The 18865-nt window shown below is 51.4% G+C and carries 22 protein-coding genes and 3 pseudogenes; 21 read left to right on the forward strand and 4 right to left on the reverse strand.

Annotated features, from left to right (window positions below):
* Window positions 1-61 precede the first annotated feature (61 nt).
* Window positions 62-193 (reverse strand): hypothetical protein, encoded by a 132-nt coding sequence (locus WKT11_RS06625; RefSeq protein WP_271724938.1) that lies wholly within the window; start codon window positions 191-193, stop codon window positions 62-64.
* Window positions 194-352: 159 nt separating this feature from the next.
* On the opposite strand from WKT11_RS06625, the pseudogene WKT11_RS06630 reads away from it, so the two are divergent.
* From WKT11_RS06630 to WKT11_RS06705, 16 genes and pseudogenes are all read left to right on the forward strand, one after another.
* Window positions 353-589, forward strand: a pseudogene (locus WKT11_RS06630) (EamA family transporter); the annotation flags it as partial.
* 320 nt (window positions 590-909) lie between these two features.
* Complete coding sequence (locus WKT11_RS06635) at window positions 910-2091, forward strand: iron-containing alcohol dehydrogenase (protein WP_055200404.1); 1182 nt, start codon at window positions 910-912, stop codon at window positions 2089-2091.
* 177 nt (window positions 2092-2268) lie between these two features.
* Window positions 2269-2427, forward strand: a complete 159-nt coding sequence (locus WKT11_RS06640) for a rubredoxin (RefSeq protein ID WP_340283351.1) — start codon at window positions 2269-2271, stop codon at window positions 2425-2427.
* 124 nt (window positions 2428-2551) lie between these two features.
* Window positions 2552-2797: a ferredoxin-thioredoxin reductase catalytic domain-containing protein gene (locus WKT11_RS06645; protein ID WP_119244987.1), complete on the forward strand. Its 246-nt coding sequence runs from the start codon at window positions 2552-2554 to the stop codon at window positions 2795-2797.
* Window positions 2798-2809: 12 nt separating this feature from the next.
* A complete protein-coding gene (locus WKT11_RS06650) occupies window positions 2810-3013 on the forward strand; it encodes a 4Fe-4S binding protein (protein WP_055200398.1) in 204 nt (67 codons plus the stop codon).
* Window positions 3010-3588, forward strand: a complete 579-nt coding sequence (locus WKT11_RS06655; protein WP_119244986.1) for a 4Fe-4S binding protein — start codon at window positions 3010-3012, stop codon at window positions 3586-3588. The genes WKT11_RS06650 and WKT11_RS06655 overlap by 4 nt, the downstream gene beginning before the upstream one ends.
* A gap of 25 nt (window positions 3589-3613) precedes the next feature.
* The gene (gene trxA, locus WKT11_RS06660) at window positions 3614-3934 is read left to right on the forward strand and encodes a thioredoxin (RefSeq protein ID WP_055200394.1); all 321 of its coding nucleotides are present in this window, start codon (window positions 3614-3616) and stop codon (window positions 3932-3934) included.
* Window positions 3931-5612 (forward strand): annotated as a pseudogene (locus WKT11_RS06665) (FAD-dependent oxidoreductase). Before trxA (WKT11_RS06660) ends, WKT11_RS06665 begins: the two are co-directional and overlap by 4 nt.
* Window positions 5609-6274: a GTP pyrophosphokinase gene (locus WKT11_RS06670; protein ID WP_243280284.1), complete on the forward strand. Its 666-nt coding sequence runs from the start codon at window positions 5609-5611 to the stop codon at window positions 6272-6274. The pseudogene WKT11_RS06665 and the gene WKT11_RS06670 overlap by 4 nt, the downstream one beginning before the upstream one ends.
* Before the next feature lie 361 nt (window positions 6275-6635).
* On the forward strand, window positions 6636-7067 hold the full coding sequence (locus WKT11_RS06675) for an RrF2 family transcriptional regulator (RefSeq protein ID WP_119244985.1): 432 nt from the start codon (window positions 6636-6638) through the stop codon (window positions 7065-7067).
* A gap of 22 nt (window positions 7068-7089) precedes the next feature.
* Window positions 7090-7594: pseudogene (locus WKT11_RS06680) on the forward strand (acyl-CoA dehydrogenase family protein); the annotation flags it as partial.
* Between the two features lie 26 nt (window positions 7595-7620).
* Complete coding sequence (locus tag WKT11_RS06685) at window positions 7621-10137, forward strand: ribonucleoside-diphosphate reductase subunit alpha (RefSeq protein ID WP_196002864.1); 2517 nt, start codon at window positions 7621-7623, stop codon at window positions 10135-10137.
* A gap of 10 nt (window positions 10138-10147) precedes the next feature.
* Window positions 10148-11191: a ribonucleotide-diphosphate reductase subunit beta gene (locus WKT11_RS06690; protein ID WP_196002865.1), complete on the forward strand. Its 1044-nt coding sequence runs from the start codon at window positions 10148-10150 to the stop codon at window positions 11189-11191.
* A 27-nt stretch (window positions 11192-11218) separates the two neighbouring features.
* Window positions 11219-11542, forward strand: coding sequence for a thioredoxin (gene trxA / locus WKT11_RS06695; protein WP_055200381.1), 324 nt, complete (start codon window positions 11219-11221; stop codon window positions 11540-11542).
* A 14-nt stretch (window positions 11543-11556) separates the two neighbouring features.
* Window positions 11557-12174: a hypothetical protein gene (locus WKT11_RS06700; RefSeq protein WP_196002866.1), complete on the forward strand. Its 618-nt coding sequence runs from the start codon at window positions 11557-11559 to the stop codon at window positions 12172-12174.
* Window positions 12175-12193: 19 nt separating this feature from the next.
* Window positions 12194-13375, forward strand: coding sequence for an FprA family A-type flavoprotein (locus tag WKT11_RS06705; protein ID WP_119244983.1), 1182 nt, complete (start codon window positions 12194-12196; stop codon window positions 13373-13375).
* A gap of 448 nt (window positions 13376-13823) precedes the next feature.
* Here WKT11_RS06705 and WKT11_RS06710 read toward each other — a convergent pair whose 3' ends face one another.
* Genes WKT11_RS06710 through WKT11_RS06720 form a run of 3 tightly spaced genes read right to left on the reverse strand, consistent with a single transcriptional unit; the run spans window position 13824 to window position 14812 of the window.
* A complete protein-coding gene (locus WKT11_RS06710) occupies window positions 13824-13958 on the reverse strand; it encodes a thioredoxin family protein (protein WP_243009406.1) in 135 nt (44 codons plus the stop codon).
* A gap of 12 nt (window positions 13959-13970) precedes the next feature.
* On the reverse strand, window positions 13971-14387 hold the full coding sequence (locus WKT11_RS06715; protein ID WP_119244994.1) for an Rrf2 family transcriptional regulator: 417 nt from the start codon (window positions 14385-14387) through the stop codon (window positions 13971-13973).
* 2 nt (window positions 14388-14389) lie between these two features.
* Window positions 14390-14812 (reverse strand): rhodanese-like domain-containing protein, encoded by a 423-nt coding sequence (locus WKT11_RS06720; protein WP_196002867.1) that lies wholly within the window; start codon window positions 14810-14812, stop codon window positions 14390-14392.
* Window positions 14813-15008: 196 nt separating this feature from the next.
* Here WKT11_RS06720 and WKT11_RS06725 point away from each other — a divergent pair, with 196 nt between their 5' ends.
* The 5 genes from WKT11_RS06725 (at window position 15009) to WKT11_RS06745 (ending at window position 18833) form a co-directional block, all read left to right on the forward strand.
* Window positions 15009-15194 carry a transcriptional repressor gene (locus tag WKT11_RS06725; RefSeq protein ID WP_243280285.1) on the forward strand — a complete coding sequence of 62 codons (186 nt, stop codon included), beginning with the start codon at window positions 15009-15011 and terminating at the stop codon, window positions 15192-15194.
* Complete coding sequence (locus tag WKT11_RS06730) at window positions 15181-15693, forward strand: ferritin (RefSeq protein ID WP_119244993.1); 513 nt, start codon at window positions 15181-15183, stop codon at window positions 15691-15693. The genes WKT11_RS06725 and WKT11_RS06730 overlap by 14 nt, the downstream gene beginning before the upstream one ends.
* 968 nt (window positions 15694-16661) lie before the next feature.
* Window positions 16662-17084: a type II toxin-antitoxin system PemK/MazF family toxin gene (locus tag WKT11_RS06735; protein ID WP_119244981.1), complete on the forward strand. Its 423-nt coding sequence runs from the start codon at window positions 16662-16664 to the stop codon at window positions 17082-17084.
* A complete protein-coding gene (locus tag WKT11_RS06740) occupies window positions 17077-17307 on the forward strand; it encodes a DNA-binding protein (RefSeq protein WP_119244980.1) in 231 nt (76 codons plus the stop codon). The genes WKT11_RS06735 and WKT11_RS06740 overlap by 8 nt, the downstream gene beginning before the upstream one ends.
* 71 nt (window positions 17308-17378) lie before the next feature.
* A complete protein-coding gene (locus tag WKT11_RS06745) occupies window positions 17379-18833 on the forward strand; it encodes an N-terminal phage integrase SAM-like domain-containing protein (protein ID WP_243280286.1) in 1455 nt (484 codons plus the stop codon).
* Window positions 18834-18865 lie beyond the last annotated feature (32 nt).

Here is an 18865-nt window from a genome sequence, read left to right on the forward strand (position 1 = left end):
AGCCAAAAGAAGCAGAATCATCGGATGGATCACGACCAAGAAGCAGCTGCTGGTTTTCATCCTAATCATATACTGCTATTTTATAGGGGGCATCATCTCCGACAAGAAATCCATATACCATAATATGTTCATTTCCAATCTTAATCAGACTGACTTGTTTAAAAATACCGGTTCGTGTTTTGTCATCATCCATTGAGGTTAAGATCCAGGGTTCTTTGAGTATGTTGCCATCCTGGAATGTTATTTTCTCCGTATCATTGCTATAGGAATAGGCCAGTCCCCACTCTCCGGACGGATGCATGGTCAGGTTGCCGCTTATGTCAGGTAATACTCGGGGTCAGACTCCATGAAACTGCTGGCTTTTATTTTTCTCAGGGAAGAAATAACGTGGCTGAAATTTGTTTCAATGATTCTTATCGGTATCGGTACTTATTTGATGATACAGAAAAAGGAAACAAAGGAGAAGGCAGAAGATAAGAAGTGGCAGCTTTATGCAGTCGGTTCCGCTGTTTTTGCCAGTCTTACCTCTATTTTGGGAAAGATTGGAATTCAGGATGTCAATTCAAATCTTGGAACTGCAATCAGGACTGCTGCTTATAGTTGCAGGAACATTAGCTTTGCTGATATAAAGGGGTATCTGCCTCAATTGCGAATATTTACATGATACAAAAGTTAAAAATATAACAATTTATATAAGGAGAATAGTACTAAGGTAATAGCATATAATAAAAAAACAGTAAATATATGATGATAATATAGGAAAAACGATAAAAAATATCAAAAATGAAAATGATTCAAAAAATTATTGCGTTATAAAATTAACAATGATATAATGCAAGCGAACAGAAGAAGTGAATGCCTTCTGCAGTAACATGTAAACAGACATAATTTTTTAAGGAGATAACAGCAATGGCAAGATTTACATTACCAAGAGACATTTACCATGGAAAAGGATGTCTCGAAGAATTAAAGAATTTAAAAGGAAAGAAAGCAGTTCTTGTTGTAGGCGGCGGCTCAATGAAACGTCAGGGATTCCTGGACAAAGCAGTTAATTATTTAAAAGAAGGCGGAATGGAAGTTCAGCTGATCGAAGGTGTTGAACCGGATCCGTCAGTAGAAACTGTTATGAAAGGTGCAAAGATAATGCAGGAATTCCAGCCGGACTGGATCGTAGCGATGGGCGGCGGATCCCCAATCGATGCAGCGAAGGCAATGTGGACATTCTATGAATATCCGGATACAAAATTTGAAAATCTTATCACACCATTTGGTTTCCCTGAATTAAGGCAGAAAGCAAAATTTGCAGCAATTCCATCTACATCAGGAACTGCTACAGAAGTTACTGCTTTTTCCGTAATCACAGACTATCATACAGGGATTAAATATCCTCTGGCAGATTTCAACATCACACCGGATGTAGCAATTGTTGATCCGGAACTGGTTGAGGGACTTCCTGTAAAACAGGTAGCATATACAGGTATGGATGCATTAACACATGCAATTGAAGCATATGTTTCTACGCTTCACTGTCCGTATACAGACCCGCTTGCACTGCAGGCAATCGAGATGGTTCTGGCATATCTGCCGGCATCTTATAATAAGAATATGGAAGCACGTGAGCAGATGCATTATGCACAGTGTCTGGCAGGAATGGCATTCTCCAATGCACTGCTTGGTATTGTACATTCCATGGCTCATAAGACAGGTGCAGCATTCTCTACAGGACATATTCCGCACGGATGCGCAAACGCAATTTATCTTCCATATGTAATCAAATACAATGCAAAAGATCCTGTAGCAGCAGAACGTTATGCTGAGATTGCAAGAAGAATGGGACTGGAAGGAACATGCCAGCAGGCACTGATCAACAGCCTCTGCGAGAAGATTGACGAGTTTAATGTAAGATTGAACATTCCAAAGACATTAAAAGACTTCGGAATCCAGGAAGAAGAATTTAAAGAAAAAGTTGCCAAAATCGCAGAGCTTGCAGTTGGTGATGCATGTACAGGCTCCAACCCGAGAGCAATCGATCCTGCAAATATGGAGAAACTTCTTACATGCACATATTATGGTACAGAGGTTGACTTTTAATTAGTCAAGCGGATAAAATCAACCGCTTCACTAATTGCTTGATTTGATTAAATAAAGAGGGCACATTGGCAGATGAGACATATCGCCGATGTGTCCCTTTTGGCATCTGAAGTAATTTCTTGACGAAATGTGATTTGTTCAATATACTTGAAACAAGTTAGATATAACAAACTCATTATGAAATATGTATGTGATGTGTGTGATTGGGAATACGATGAAGAAAAGGGCTATCCGGAAGGCGGCATTGCACCGGGTACAAAATGGGAAGATATTCCGGATGATTTTGAATGCCCCTTATGTTCAGTTGGCAAAGACCAGTTTTCTGTGGCTGAGTAAGGAAGCACAACAAAACCTATAAACAAAGAGCCGTGAAGCAGTATGTAAGATACCGCTTCACGGCTCTTTTGGGTTTGTACAAAAATTTCCGTAATGTGACCTCGTCACAGAAAAATGCTTTGCCATGCGGTATGATAAAGCCACGATAAAGAAAGAGGTGGCGAACATGAAAATCAAACTCAATCCAGATCAAGAGGTCGTTCAGACCATCAGGGAGGGACTCAAGCGCACCGGCGGATACTGTCCCTGCCGCATAGAGCGCACAGAGGCAACCAAATGTATATGTCAGGAGTTCAAGGAGCAGATCGCAGACCCAGACTTCGAGGGGTTTTGCCACTGTATGCTTTACTATAAGTCCTTGCAGGAGTAAAGGAGGAGCATCATGCTGTCAAAGAAACTGGCTGTCATAGATAAGCTGCGATGCGTTGCCTGCGGTGTGTGCGAAAATACCTGCCCGCTGGAAGCTGTTCAGGTGCATTGCGGCTGTTATGCGGTAGTACAGAAAGAACGCTGCGTAGGTTGCGGGAAGTGCGCAAAGCTCTGTCCCGTCGGCTGCATTGAGGTGAAAGTGAGGGCTGACGCATGAAAGCAAAGCATTGGTACGATTACCTGTGGGTATATGCCATCATCTATTTTGCACTGGGCTTTTTCAATATCCTGTTCGCGTGGCTGGGCATGATCGATTTTCTCTTGCCGCTGTTCTTAGCCATCTTCGGCGGGAACAAATTCTTTTGCAACCACCTCTGCGGACGGGGTCAACTGTTCAGCAAGCTGGGGACAGACCTTAAATGCTCCCGCTGCAAGCCAACGCCCCGCTGGATGTCCTCTAAGTGGTTCCGTTATGGCTTTTTGCTCTTTTTCCTGACGATGTTCGGCAACATGGTGTTCCAGACATATCTGGTCGCTGCGGGTGCTGCGTCCCTGCGGGAGGCCGTTAAGCTGTTCTGGACATTCCGTGTGCCGTGGAGCTGGACTTATACAGCCGGTACAGTCTCTGATTGGGTGGCGCAGTTCAGCTTTGGCTTATATGGCCTCATGCTGACCTCTCTGCTGCTGGGTCTGATCGTTATGGTTCTCTACAAGCCCCGGACATGGTGTGCGTTTTGCCCGATGGGAACCATGACGCAGGGTATTTGCAAGCTGAAAAACAAAGAATCATAAAAGATCAACGAAAGGAGTCATTCTCATGACTGAACTGAAAATTACTGCTGCGAATTTTGAAAACGAGGTACTGCATTCCGACAAACCCGTTTTGCTGGATTTCTACGCGGACTGGTGCGGACCGTGCAAAATGCTCTCTCCTATACTGCATGAGCTTGCCGAAGAAAAAAGCGGTGCCCTCAAGGTGGGCAAGATCAATGTAGACGAGCAGATGGAGCTGGCAATGCGTTTTCAGGTATCCAGCATTCCGATGCTGGTCGTTTTCAAGGACGGAAAAGCCGTCGCCAAGTCGGTGGGCTATCGGCCTAAGTCGGAGATCGCCGCAATGGTGGAGAGCGCAAGATGAAAGTTGTGATCGTAGGCGGTGTGGCGGGTGGTGCTTCGGCCGCTGCCCGCATCCGCCGTTTGGATGAACACGCGCAGATCATCATGATCGAGCGCAGCGGCTATGTGTCCTATGCCAACTGCGACCTGCCGTATTATGTGGGCGGTGTGATCAAAGAGCAAGCAGAACTGACGCTGCAAACTCCGGAGAGCTTTTGGGATCGCTTTCGCATTGATGTACGAGTACGGCAGGAAGTAACTGAGATCATTCCCGCAGAGAAAACCGTCACCGTCCGTGCACTGGACAGTGGGAAGGTCTACACGGAAACCTATGACAAGCTGCTTCTTGCCCCCGGCGCAAAGCCAACGGTTCCCGCGCTTTCCGGTGTCAGCAGTGAGCGTGTTTTCACGCTGCGCACCGTGGAGGATACCCTCCGCATCAGGCGCTTTGTTGAGGATCAGAAGCTTTTGGCTGGCGGCGGCTTTATCGGTCTGGAAATGGCGGAAAACCTTGCAGAAATGGGTGTTTTCGTCACCATCGTCCAGCGTCCCAAGCAGCTTTTAGCGCCGCTGGATGCGGATATGGCGAGTTTTGTCCATGCGGAAATGCGCAGACACGGCGTGGCTCTGCGGTTGGGTGAAACCGTCACCGGATTCCGACAGGACGGAGATTCCGTGCTGACACTGTTGGAAGAAAGTGAACCACTGCATTCGGATATGGTGCTGCTGGCCATCGGTGTTACCCCGGATACGCATTTGGCAAAAGAAGCCGGACTCAGGCTTGGTATTCGTGGCAGTATCGCTGTCAACGAGCGGATGGAAACCTCCGTGCCGTACATCTATGCTGTGGGCGATGCCGTAGAGGTTACCCATTTCGTGACCGGACAGAAAGTGCTGATTTCGCTGGCGGACCCGCCAACAAGCAGGGACGCATTGCTGCTGACAATATCTGCGGCGGAAACAGCCGCTATCACGGCTCTCAAGGCTCGTCTGTTCTGAAACTGTTTGGCTTGACAGCGGCCTTTACGGGGATCAATGAAAAGACAGCGCGGGTAGCAGGGATTGCTTACGACAAAGTCGTATTGTTCCCGGCATCCCACGCGGCCTATTATCCCGGTGCACAGTCTATGGTAATGAAGGTGCTGTATGAAAAAGAAAGCCTGCGGCTGCTCGGTGCGCAGATCGTTGGCGGCGACGGTGTGGACAAGCGCATTGATGTACTGGCAACGGCCATTCGCGCAAAAATGACAGCTCTGGAACTGACGGAGCTTGACCTTTCCTATGCACCGCCCTATTCTTCTGCCAAAGACCCGGTCAATATGTCCGGTTTTATGATCGAGGATTTAGAGAGCGGGAAGGTACGGCAGTTCCATTGGAATGATGTTGAGGACTTGCCTTGCGATGGCAGTGCGACGCTGCTGGACGTCCGCACGGCGTGGGAGTATCAGCGGGGTCATCTGGACGGCTTTCGGAACATTCCCTTGGACGATCTGCGGGAGCATTTAGACGAGTTAGACCGGGGTAAGCCTGTTTATGTGAATTGCCAGACAGGGCTTCGCAGTTATCTGGCCTGCCGACTTTTGACGCAGTACGGTTTCACCTGTTCCCATCTCTCCGGCGGATACATTTTTTATCAAGTCGTAACACAAGAGCGGCAGACAGCGCGGAGCGCCTATCCCTGCGGAATGGAGAAGCTATGAGTGAGAATTTATTTGGCTTGACGGTTGCGGCAGATAAAGGCTTAGATGATTTGCAGTGCCAGCGCCTTTTAAGCGAAAATCGCAGGTATCAGGAAGTCATGCTGCAATACCGATGTGCGCTGAAAGCACTGGAAAGCAGGTTGGAAATTCTAAACGAAGAGTTTTCATTGCAGCATGATCGCAATCCGATAGAAAGTATAAAAAGCCGCTTGAAGTCGCCGTCCAGCATTATGAATAAAATGCAGAAGCGCGGACTTTCTCTGGATTTTCCGACCATGCAGGCAAATATCATGGATATTGCCGGTGTGCGGGTGATCTGCTCTTTCGAGGAGGATGTGTTCTTTTTGGCAAAGTGCTTAAAAAAACAGTCCGACATTGAAATCATCACGGAGAAAGATTATATTTCACACCCTAAGCCAAATGGCTATCGCAGTCTGCACTTGACGATCCGGCTGCCGGTATTCTTTGCGGAAAAAGAGATCCATGTGTCGGTGGAGATACAACTCCGTACAATCGCTATGGACTTCTGGGCAAGCCTTGAGCATACCATCCGCTATAAGAAAAACTTGCCGATAAATGCTGAAGTCGAAACTGAACTGAAAGAGTGCGCCGATTCCAGCAGAGAATGGGCAGCAAAATGGAGCATCTACTGCACATCTTAACATAATGCGTCGAATATAAAATGAAAAGTACGCACTTTATTGCTTGTTTCGGTTGGACGGCTTAGGCTTGTCAGGGATCGTCTCATCCGCCCTGGGCGGGCGACCCCTGCGAGCCCCAACCAATTTCTCCGCTTTCGGGTTTTCAGTCATAGTCTTTTCTGCTTTCGGCGGACTGCCACGGCACAGCTTTTTCGGCTTCTATAATTGTAAGGAACATGGCTTTTCGCTGAATGGAAAGCGAAGCTGACCCGGGCTGGGGCGGTCTGTGTTAAAGCGCTAATTTTTTTTGAAATTATCTTGACAAAATTTATCAAGATTGATATGATGGCACTAACAAGCAAGCGAAAAGAGGATGCGGAGCATGATCATTACCAAAGAGACGGACTACGCGATGCGCATTTTGCGGGTGCTGCTGGACGGGGAGAAGCATTCGGTGGCTGAGATTTCGAAAACGGAATTGATCCCCACTCAGTTTGCCTACCAGATCCTGCGCAAGCTCTCCGCCGGCAATTTGGTGCGGGTGAGCCGCGGCGCCCTCGGCGGCTGCGCGCTGTCCTGTGACCCGGACGCGACCTCCCTCTACGATCTCATGGGGGTCATGGGGGAGCGGGGCGTCCTGCGTGCCTGCATGGAGCCGGGATATGAGTGCCGCTGGCAGAACGAGCACGGGCGGTGCGCCATCCACTATCAGCTGGCGGCCTTGCAGCGAAAGCAGGACGAGGCGTTCCGCGCCGTGAGCCTGCGCAGGCTGCTGACCGGAGGATACGATCTCCAAGATACAAGCGAACTGTAAAATTTTAAGAGGAGGTACCCGTATGCTGTTTCAAACCACGGCGGTGCACGAAGATCCGGAGTTTTGCGGAGGAGGAGATCAATCCCCTCGCATTTTTAATGGATCAGAACAATGAGTTTCCCAAGAAGACTGTCAAGAAGCTGGGGAAGCTGGGCTGGATGGGCATTCCCTACCCCAAGGAGTACGGCGGTGCCGGTCTTGATGCCCTGAGCTACGCCATCGCGGTCGAGGAGCTGGCCCGTGTGGACGGCGGCACGGAGACCACGGCGCTGGATAAGGGGGACTACTACCTCCTCAACGGCGGCAAGATTTTCATTACCAACGCCCCTAAGGCGGACACCTATGTGGTTTTCGCCATCATCACGCCGGACATCGGCACCCGGGGCATCTCCGCTTTCATCGTGGAGAAGGGCTGGAAGGGCTTTGAGTTCGGCGACAACTATGACAAGATGGGCATTCGCTCCTCCTCTACGGCGGAGCTGATCTTCAACGACGTGAAGGTCCCCATGGAAAACCTATTAGGCAAGTGACCGGAGAAGAGGAGAGAATCGAAATGGAGATAAGAAAACGAAACGGGGAGTCTGTTCCCTTTCAACAGGAGAAAATTTTCAACGCCATGAAAAAGGCGTTTGACGAACAGGGCAAGGAGATCGGGAGCAGAGAGCTGGATGAGATCCTCGCCACCGTTCTCGACAATCTCTCCGTCACAGTGCCGCTCACCGTGGAACGTGTGCAGGACGAGGTGGAGCGAACGCTCATGGAGCGCGGACACTATGAGGTGGCCAAGGCGTACATCCTCTACCGAGAAAAGCGGTCTGCGCTGCGCCGTGTCCGGCATACCATCGCGCGGACGGTTGGGGATGACTCGCTTGACGAGGTGCTGCGCCGCATCCAGATGGATTTTACCGAGGAAGTCTACTCCCTCGCGGCGCTTCAAATGAAGTTTGAGAGTTTCTGTCGCCCGGGCATGACGGAGGATGAGCGGGCTGAGGCACTGACCAAGGCGGCGGTAGAGCTGACTACGGCAGAGGCACCCAAGTGGGAGTTCATCGCGGCGCGGATTCTGAACCACTCCTTTCGCTGTCGCAACGCACAGGAATGGGAGGGGCGCGGCGTCGGCGACCTCTATGGCAAGCTTCGCTATCTGACGGATAAGGGACTCTACGGTGACTATATCCTTGCCCACTATACCCACGAGGAGATTGCCATGGCGGAGGACTTTCTCTGCCCGGAACGGGACGAGCTGTTCACCTACTCCGGCCTTGACCTGCTGCTCAAACGCTATGTGATCCAGTCACGCAGCCGCGTGCCGCTGGAAACACCGCAGGAGATGTTTTTGGGTATCGCGCTGCATCTTGCTATGAACGAAGGCTCTGACCGCATGGGGTGGGTAAAGCGCTTTTACGATATGCTCAGCCGTATGGAGGTCACGATGGCGACACCTACCATGTCTAACGCGCGAAAGCCCTACCATCAGCTTTCAAGCTGCTTTGTGGACACTGTGCCGGACAGTCTGGACGGCATCTACCGCTCGCTGGACAACTTCGCAAAGGTCTCTAAATTCGGCGGTGGAATGGGGATGTACTTCGGTAAGGTGCGCGCTGCAGGCAGCACCATCCGCGGCTTTCAAGGGGCGGCGGGCGGTGTTATCCGCTGGATCCGGCTGGTCAACGACACCGCCGTGGCGGTGGATCAGTTGGGGATGCGGCAGGGCGCTGTGGCGGTTTACTTAGACGCATGGCACCGGGATCTGCCGGAATTCCTTCAACTGCGCACTAACAACGGCGACGACCGCATGAAGGCGCATGATGTGTTTCCCGCCGTGTGCTATCCGGATCTCTTCTGGCGACTGGCGGAGGAGAACATAGACGCGCCGTGGCATCTCATGTGTCCGCATGAGATCCTCACGGTCAAGGGCTACGCACTGGAGGATTACTGGGGTACGGAATGGGAGAAGCGGTATCTGGACTGCGTCAATGACCCGCGCATCGAAAAGCGTAGCGTCACCGTCAAGGACATCGTGCGGCTGGTGCTTCGCTCGGCAGTTGAGACCGGCACGCCCTTCGCCTTCAACCGCGACAGCGTAAATCGTATGAACCCAAACGGCCACACGGGAATGATCTATTGCTCCAATCTCTGCACGGAGATCGCGCAGAACATGGCGCCCATCGAGCATATCAGCACTGAGGTGCACACGGAGAGCGGCAACACAGTGGTGGTGACGGCCACACGCCCAGGTGAGTTTGTGGTCTGCAACCTGGCGAGTCTGTCTCTCGGTAATCTGCCGGTGGAGGACGAGGCCTATATGGAACGCACGGTGGAAACGGCCATCCGCGCACTGGATAATGTAATCGACCTCAACTTCTACCCGTTGGAATACGCGCGGCTTACCAATCAGAAGTACCGCAGCATCGGCCTGGGCGTCAGCGGCTACCACCACATGCTGGCAAAGCGCGGCATCCGTTGGGAGAGCGAGGAGCACCTTGCCTTCACCGACGCGGTGTTCGAGCACATCAACTACGCCGCCGTCAAGGCGGACGCAGCACTGGCACGGGAAAAGGGTCGTTACGCACTCTTTGAGGGCAGCGACTGGCAGACGGGCGCGTATTTTGAAAAGCGGGGTTATACCTCCGAAAAGTGGCAGGCGCTTGCGGAAAAGGTGGCGGTGCAGGGAATGCGCAACGCCTATTTGCTGGCGGTCGCACCGACCTCCAGCACATCTATCCTCTCCGGCACGTCAGCAGGCATCGATCCAATTATGAAGAAATTCTTCTTAGAGGAGAAAAAGGGCAGCATGCTGCCCCGCGTTGCCCCGGAGCTTTCTATGGATACATGGTGGTACTATAAGGCGGCGCATCTGATCGACCAAAGCTGGTCGGTGCGCGCCGCGGGCCTTCGCCAGAGACATATTGACCAGGCGCAGAGCATGAATCTCTATATCACCAATGACTATTCCATGCGTCAGGTGCTCAGACTGTATTTAGAGGCGTGGAGGGTCGGCGCCAAGACCATTTACTATGTCCGCAGCAAGGCCCTTGAGGTCGAGGACTGCGAAAGCTGCTCGTCATAAGGAGGATAGCATGACGGAACTGAAGAAAAAGTCCCTTTTTAACCCGGAGGGCGACCTTGATGTGCGCCTGCGGCGCATGATCGGCGGCAATACCACCAACCTCAACGACTTCAACAATATGAAGTACGTTTGGGTCAGCGACTGGTACCGGCAGGCCATGAACAACTTTTGGATCCCTGAGGAGATCAATCTCTCGCAGGATGTGAAGGACTATCCCCGCCTGTTGTCAGCCGAGCGCAGCGCCTACGATAAAATTTTGAGTTTTCTTGTCTTTTTGGATTCCATTCAGACAGCGAACCTGCCTAATATCGGCGCCTACATTACCGCCAACGAGGTCAATCTCTGCCTGTCCATTCAGGCGTTTCAGGAGTGTGTCCACTCACAGAGCTACAGCTATATGCTCGACACCATCTGTTCCCCCGTGGAGCGCAATGACATCCTCTACCAATGGAAAACGGACGAGCATCTGCTACGCCGCAACACCTTCATTGGGGACTGCTACAACGAGTTTCAGGAGCGGAAGGACGCTCCTTCGCTGCTGCGCGTGATGATGGCGAACTATATTTTGGAGGGCATCTATTTTTACAGCGGCTTTATGTTCTTCTACAATCTCTCCCGAAACGGGAAGATGCCCGGCTCGGCGCAGGAGATTCGCTACATCAACCGCGATGAGAACACGCACTTGTGGCTGTTCCGCAATATCATCACAGAGCTGCAAAAGGAGCAGCCGGAGTTGTTCACCGCTGAGAGCGTACAAGCGCTGCGCGAGATGATGCATGAGGGCGTGGAGCAGGAGATCGCATGGGGGCATTATGTGATCGGCGACGACATCCCGGGGTTGAACCGGCAGATGATCAGCGATTACATCCGCTATCTCGGCAATCTTCGCTGGACGAGCCTTGGCTATCCGGCATTGTATCCGGGCTTTGAGAGCGAACCGGAGAGCATGGAATGGGTCAGCCAGTACGCCGACGCCAACATGGTCAAGACCGATTTCTTTGAGGCACGCAGTACCGCTTACGCCAAGAGTACCGCACTAATAGACGATTTATAAGAAAACAAAGGAAAGGAGCTGGCAGATATGGCAGCTATGAACATGAATCAGGAGCAGTTTAAGCAGTTGATCCGGGAGGAAAAGCCTGTTTTGGTGGATTTCTGGGCGCCCTGGTGCAGCTATTGCCGGAGGATCGGCCCTGCGTATGAGAAGATTGGAGAGGAATACGCGGACAGCCTTGCCGTCGGCAAGATCAATATTGACGAGGAGCCGCAGTTGGCGGGGGCCGAGGGGATCAAGGTCATCCCGACTCTGGTGCTGTTCCGGAACGGAAAGGCCGTGGGTTCCATCACCGCGCCCGGCTCAAAGGCGGAGATCGACCGTTTCATTCAGGAAGCCTTGGCGAAATAACGGAGGGTTCAGATATGAACAACAATCATGTTTATGATATGATTGTGGTGGGCGAAGGATTACACATCATCCAGACCTTTGAGCCGCATTCACTGTACGCTGTCATGGAGGGCTTGGGCTACGAGCACCACACCGAGCAGCGGAGTGAGGCGGAGTTCCATGTCTGGTTCTGCCGTGTGGAGAAGAATGCAGGCGACAGCTCCGCTCCCTTCAAGCCGCTGGATCTTTTGAACTATCCCATGATTGATGAAAAGCTGGGGCAGATCGCCGTGGATTTTTGGGAGACCACATGGCAGAGCGAGAAGCGCGTACTGCCCTACGAAACGCTGCTGCTGCTGCTGTCCCTGACCAACGCTGTCGGTGCGGGCCGGATGAGGCAGGCGGCGCGGGAGCTGGTAAAGGCATATATCCACGGTGTGGAGAGCGCCGCGTTGGACGACGTGTTCGAGCTGCTGGCATGGAATCAGGGCATCGGTTTTTTCAGCAGCGAGATCGGCCCCTCTGCGCTGTTTCAGGCGTACAAGCTCATTAAAAACGGTGAGAAGCAGGGCAAGTCCCGGGAGGATATCTGCAGTGCGCTGCGCGAGAAATTCGGGGAGAAGAACCCGGAGATGCAGGTCTTGAACAGATGATAAGGAGTTGTTTTGTATTATGACCATTCAAACGGTAACAGATGCCATCCGCTATGTAGGGGTGGATGATAACACATTGGCACTCTTTGAAAACCAGTACCCCGTCCAGCCTATGGGAGTGAGCTACAACTCCTATGTCATTCTGGATGAGAAGATTGCCGTGATGGACAGCGTGGACGCACGGGCGGCGGAAGAATGGCTTTCCAATGTGGCGCGGGTGTTGGAGGGGCGCAGCCCCGACTATCTTGTGGTCACACACATGGAGCCGGACCATTCCGGCAGCCTCATGCGGCTGGCACAAAAGTACCCGGAGATGAAGATCGTGGGAAACGCGAAAACATTTACCCTGATCAAGCAGTTCTTCGGCACAGGTGCATTGCCGGAAGACCGTATGCTGGAGGTTGGCGAAAGAGATACGCTTTCCTTGGGTTTGCACCGACTGAGCTTTCTGCTGGCGCCGATGGTACACTGGCCGGAGGTGATGGCAGCGTATGAAGAGGAGGAAAAGATCCTGTTCTCGGCGGATGCCTTCGGCCGCTTCGGTTCACTGGAACGGACTGCCCGTGCCCCCTGGGCGCCGCAGGCCCGGCGGTATTATTACAACATCGTCGGAAAGTATGGCGCACAGGTGCAGGCGCTGCTGAAAAAAATCTCCGCGTTGGAGATCAAAACGATCTGCCCGCTCCATGGCCCCATGCTCACAGAAGACTTGGGGGAGTATCTGCGGCTCTATGATCTCTGGTCACAATGGAAACCGGAAAAACCGGAGGGCATCCTGATCGCTCACGCATCCATCCATGGAAATACCGCATATGCATCGGAGGCCCTCAAGAGCAAGCTGGAGGGTAAAGGTGCGCAAGTCACCATGTGCGATCTGACGGCAACAGAACTTTCCTATGCCGTGACCAGCGCATTCTACTGTGGGAAACTGGTGTTGGCCTGCTCCACTTATGACGGAGGACTGTTCCCGCCCATGAAGGCCTTTTTGGATCATTTACAGACAAAGGGATTCCGAAACCGCCGGATCGGCCTCATGGAAAACGGCTCATGGGCCCCTGCTGCCGCGCGGCTGATGCGCGCCGAGTTGGAAAAGATGAAGGAACTCCGACTGTGTGAAACAGATGTATCGCTGCGCGGCGCACTGAACCAAACCAGCGAAGCGCAGATGGACGCTCTGGTGGCGGAGCTCTGCGCGGAGTAGGCGGCGAGTCTGACTTCGTCTGTCCGCCCGATGCCTCAAAAGCAAAATATCGTCGCTGATTTATTTAGACAACAATATAGCGTTGAGTGATGCCGAAGCTTTGAAAATGGATCGAAGTGCAGCCGCAGATGTTCTCTGCGGCTGCGCTTTTTGCATTTTGACCATGGAGCAAACGGATGGCTTTGACCGTTGCCCTCGGTTTCTAAGGAGACACGAAGTGCTACATGGAAGCGTATCATAGATCTGCTCCATAGCCACGCCCTCACTGCGCCAGCGTTTCCCGGATAAATGTCTCAATGGCGGCTTTGGAGCCGGGCGCAACCGCAGAGCCGATCACCTAGCCGCTCTTAAAGAGCATCAGCGTGGGGATGGTGTCGATGCCGAAACGCTCGATGAGCTGCGGCTCCTCGTCGTAGTTGATTTTGCCAGCGATGAGCGTGTCGGCGTACTACTCCCCCACTTTGTCGAAGGCCGGGGCAATACGGCGGCAGTAGGGGCACCACTGGGCCCAGAAATCCACCAGCTCGGGCTTGTCCGCGTGCAGGACGTCATTCTCAAAGCTGTTGGTCGTAATGGTAAGCATCGTAAAATCCTCCTATTTCTGTGTGAAAAGCTGTTTTTCAATATCCGTGATCGTAATGTGCGAGAGATAGGCGGCGCATTCCTCATTCATGCTCCGGTAAAGCGCATCTATCACGCCCGCCATGCCGGAGCAGATGGCGCAGTCCCGGTCAATGTCGCCGCTGTGCCACGCGCAGTCCACAAAGCGGGTATTCACCGCCTCCGCTACCTGCCGGAGAGAAAGGGTTGCGGGGTCTGCCGTCAGGCGGTAGCCGCCGTCCAAGCTCTCCCGGGTCTCCACCATTCCCGCTTTTTTCAGCCCCGTCAGCACCCGGCGGACGCGGGTGGGATTGGTGCAGACGTTCTCCGCTTGCGCTTCGCTGCTGAGGGAGCGTCCACTGTGGCTCAGGCAGACCAGCGCATGGACGGCCAGATTAAAAGAACTGTCCACAATCATCCCTCCTTCACAAGCTCGTAGGGCCAGTCGATGACGCCGCCGAAGTCGTAGACGCTCTGATACCCCAGCGCCAGCAGCTTTTGTGCAGCATCCTTGCTGCGGCGGCCGCTGCGGCAGTAGATCAGCAGCGTCACCTCCTTATCGGGCATCGTCTCGGGCATTTTGCTCCCGATGCTCTCGTTGGGCACAAGGACGGCGTTTTCAATATGCCCGCCATCGTATTCCTCCCGGGTGCGGACATCCACCACCACGACCTCCTGCGAGACCATCATCTCATAGGCTTCCTCGGCGCTGATCTTATGATACGCCGCCTTGCCTGGAGCGTCCTCCGCCGTGTCCGCTTTTGTCTTGGACAGCGTGCAGCCGCTCAGCAGCGCAAGCGAGGTGGCAAGTGCCGCACAAAGTAATATCTGACGCATAATCAACCTCCAACGCAACTGTATTTGCTACTGATATAGGTTATACTGAAATATAAAAGATACAGTTAAAACTGTCAAGGTACTTCGAGGCAGCTTTTGGAGCACAAGCCCTTTGTGGTTGTTGACAGAGAAAAAAATATAGGTATAATAAAAGCATAAGAATAAGACTCATTCTTGCATTTGGAGGATTGGCGGTATGCCAAAATACGCAGAGGAGATATTGGCCGCCGTAACGGAGCTGCAACAGCATCCTACGGCGGAGCAGGTGTTCCTGGAGATGAAAAGGGAGCATCCCAGCATCGCTCTGGGTACGGTATATCTGCCCCCCTGCCGGGAGCAGGAAAAAGACAATCTTATGGAGGAGAAGTATCATGAACGCTAACGTATCTAAGCTGCTCAACGAGCAGATCAATAAGGAGTTCTACTCCGCCTATCTGTATCTGGACTTTGCCAACTACTACGCCGCCGTCGGACTGGACGGCTTTGAGAACTGGTATCGGGTACAGGCGCAGGAGGAACGGGATCACGCCATGCTGTTTTATCAGTATTTGCAGAATAACGGCGAGGGCGTCACCTTTGAGGCTATCGCAAAGCCGGAGTGGGAACGAGGCGACAACATGACCCCGCTGAAAAAGGCACTGGAGCACGAGAAGCTGGTCACCGCCAGCATCGATGCCATCTACGCCGCCGCATACGAGGTCAGGGACTTCCGCACCATGCAGATGCTGGACTGGTTCATCAGGGAACAGGGCGAGGAGGAGAAGAACGCCGCTGACCTCATTACCAAGATGGAGCTGTTCGGCGGTGACAGCAAGGGGTTGTATATGCTAAACAGCGAGCTGAAGGCACGGGTCTACACCGCGCCCTCGCTGGTGCTGTAAGCCCCGCGTGTCTGCGGACTTTAGCATCAGGCAAAAGGCAGACTGCATACAGGTGGTCTGCCTTTTCTTCCACCAGACGGTTAGTTAATACTAACTATGTATAAAACAGAAAGGACTTCAGAACTTGAACAAGGAAAAGGAGATCGAAACCGTTACCCTCATGGTGCGCCGGTATTGTTGTGGCGTGCATGGGACAAGGGGCGAGGCGCTTTGTCCGGTGTGCAATCACTGCTGGAATACGCCAGAGAGCGGCGGGACAGATGCCTGCACGGGAAAATTTAGTGGCACTTTGAATCCTTTGTCTGATTTGCTGAGATGAGCGTTGCTTTTTTGATACATTAGCCGTGACTCAAATGGTCACCAGGAGATAAACGGGTACCAGTTTACAGAAAACAGAATAGAATCGTCTTCGATGCCTCGTTGGGAAACCAACGAGGTATTTTTTTGCCCCAATCCGACAGCATAGGACACTGAAAAAATCAAAACGAACCGTATGTAGTCCTGCAAGGACAACCAAAGTGCGCCTACGAGGCCAACGCGAAACCGGAGGATTCTTGTTAAACTTACTTTGTAAGGACGAAAGTCCGGATGTCCCTTGAAAACTGAATACTCATTCTTCAGGTACATTCCTATTTGGTCGAGCCTTCGACTGCACGCCATGAAGCCCATCGGGGCGATAGCGGTTTCGCAGAAGCAAATGCCGGATTGCAACCGGCGGCGGTGTTAAAGCCAGACAGGGACAATGATACTTCCGTAATTCGCGGTCCGGCTATAAGGAAGGCGGGATGGTTAAATTCCAATGGAGCAGTGAAGCACACTGCCGCCTGTGAGAAATCCTACATCTCTGGGGTGATAAGAAAAAAGTACAGAGAAACCATATTTTCAGAAAGCACTGCTGGGTGCTGTATCAGCATAATACCTGGCAGGCTTTATCCATATCAGTGTATGGAGATTGGAGACAACAGCAAATGAAAGAAAACTGGGTTTATCGGCGAGGTGATTTATATCTTGCCAATCTCGGTGTTCCGGTCGGATCAAAGCAGGGCGGTGTTCGTCCTGTTGTGGTTCTTCAGAATGATGTCGGCAATTATTATGCGCCGACGATCACGATTGCTCCGCTGACATCGAAAATTGAGAAGAAGCGAAAGCAGCCAACGCATTTCTTTCTCCGTAAAGCAAAGGGACTGGCAAAACCGTCTATGGTATTGGCAGAACAGCTCGACACCTGCGACAAGATATGCGTGATTCGCTATATTGGGTGGGTAAGTAAGGGGCAGATGCGTGGGATTGACGAAGCTGTAAGGATTCAGCTTGGTTATTACATTCCGGAACAGGCAGAGAAAAAAAGACAGGGCAAATGCCGAAAGGCAGGCGAAGAAGGCGATGGATAAACTGATTACAAGGAAGGAAGCAGCCAGTATACTGGGAATCAGCGTAAAAACACTGGATGCTGCAAGAACAGACGGTTTGATCTCCTATGTTCAGTATGTGGAAAACGGCTGCGTTTATTTCACGGAAGTGAGGATTCAGGAGTATATTGCAAAATGTACGCACCGTGCAAAACCGATGGAACGTGCTGCGACATATCGCAAACCTCGAAGCTTTCGGCGGTGAAAATCGACATCGTTGAGTATGGACGATGAATCCGCAATAATGAAAGCAACAACAGGATTGGAGGTAATGATATGGCTGCAAGAAGAATGATGCTTCCCGATTATGGTACGGTGAGTATGAAGGGAACGCAGTATTATCGCACCCGTGTAACAGATCAGCAGAGGTGGCGGGTTTCTTTATATGCAAGAACGAGAGAGGAACTGTACCAGAAGGAACAGGAAGCGATCCAGCAGATTGAGAACAAGACGTATCGCCGCAGTACACCTACAGTGGAGGAGTATTGCGAGAAATGGCTGCTGATGCAGTCGGCACAGATCAGGATGACAACGCTGATTGACTATACATCGAAAGTGAAGAACTACATCATTAAGCCATTGGGCGATATGCATATGGGAGATGTAACAGCAGATGACATTCGCCTGGCACTGCTGGTGGCATCAAAAAAGTCGGCATCCGTGTACAAATCGGTGAACGTTATATATAAGTGTATTTTTACGGCAGCAATGGAGAGCAAGATCATTGATGATAAGAAAATGGAAGAATTAGCGGAAAGTATTACACAATATATCTTACGGTATGTAACAGAATCCACATTCGACAGTTATATGTGGCAGTTGATCGAGAATAAGCAGAAATTCATCTCCCAGATCATGACCAGCAAAGCACCTGTCCGAAGCTGCGAAGATGTGGATGAAGCTGCACTTTCCTATGCGGAGGTCAAAGCACTTGCAACCGGAAATCCGGCAGTAAAAGAGAAGATGGCATTGGATGTGGACGTAGCAAAGTTGAAACTTTTAAAAGCGAACCATATGAATAACCAGTACCGACTGGAAGATGATATTGCAAGGAATTTTCCGCAACAGATCGCAAAACTGACAGAGATCATTGACAGATACAAGGCAGACATCGCACACTTTTCTGAGCATAAAATCACAGATCCAGAGCAGTTTTCTATGGAAATCAGTGGAAAAGTGTTCACAGAAAAAAAAGAGACAGGTGCGGCACTTCTGGCGGTCTGCAAAGACATTAAGTCTGTAGATGCAGCTATGGACATTGGAAGCTATCAGGGATTCAACATGAGAATCCAATTCGACAGCTGGAGCAAAGAGTTTATCCTGTCTGTAAAGCATGAATCGGTAGCTAAAGTTCGGTTGGGGGCAGATGCCCTGGGAAATATCACTCGTATCAATAATCTTTTGGAAAGCTATCCGGAGAGACTGGCAGAAGCAGAACAACGGCTGGAAACGGTACAGGAGCAGCTGGCAAATGCGAAAGCGGAAGTTGGAAAGCCATTCCCAAAAGAAGAGGAACTGAACCAGAAACTGGAGCGGTTGTCAGAGTTAAATGCGCTTCTCAATATGGATGAAAGGGAAGATACAGAAGCAGAGCAGCCAGAATCAAAAGAGAAAGAAGAAAGACCGGCACATGGTTCTATCCATGAGAAATTGCAGATTTATAAAGAAAAAAGCCAGCGGGAAAGTGAAACTGGCAGGGAAACCAGAAAACGGGACTTCGGTCTGGAATAAATAAACAGGAAAGATGGCATAATTTGGTAGAA

The sequence above is a fragment of the Blautia sp. HCN-1074 genome, assembly GCF_037890165.1.
Classification (GTDB): Bacteria; Bacillota; Clostridia; order Lachnospirales; family Lachnospiraceae; genus Blautia_A.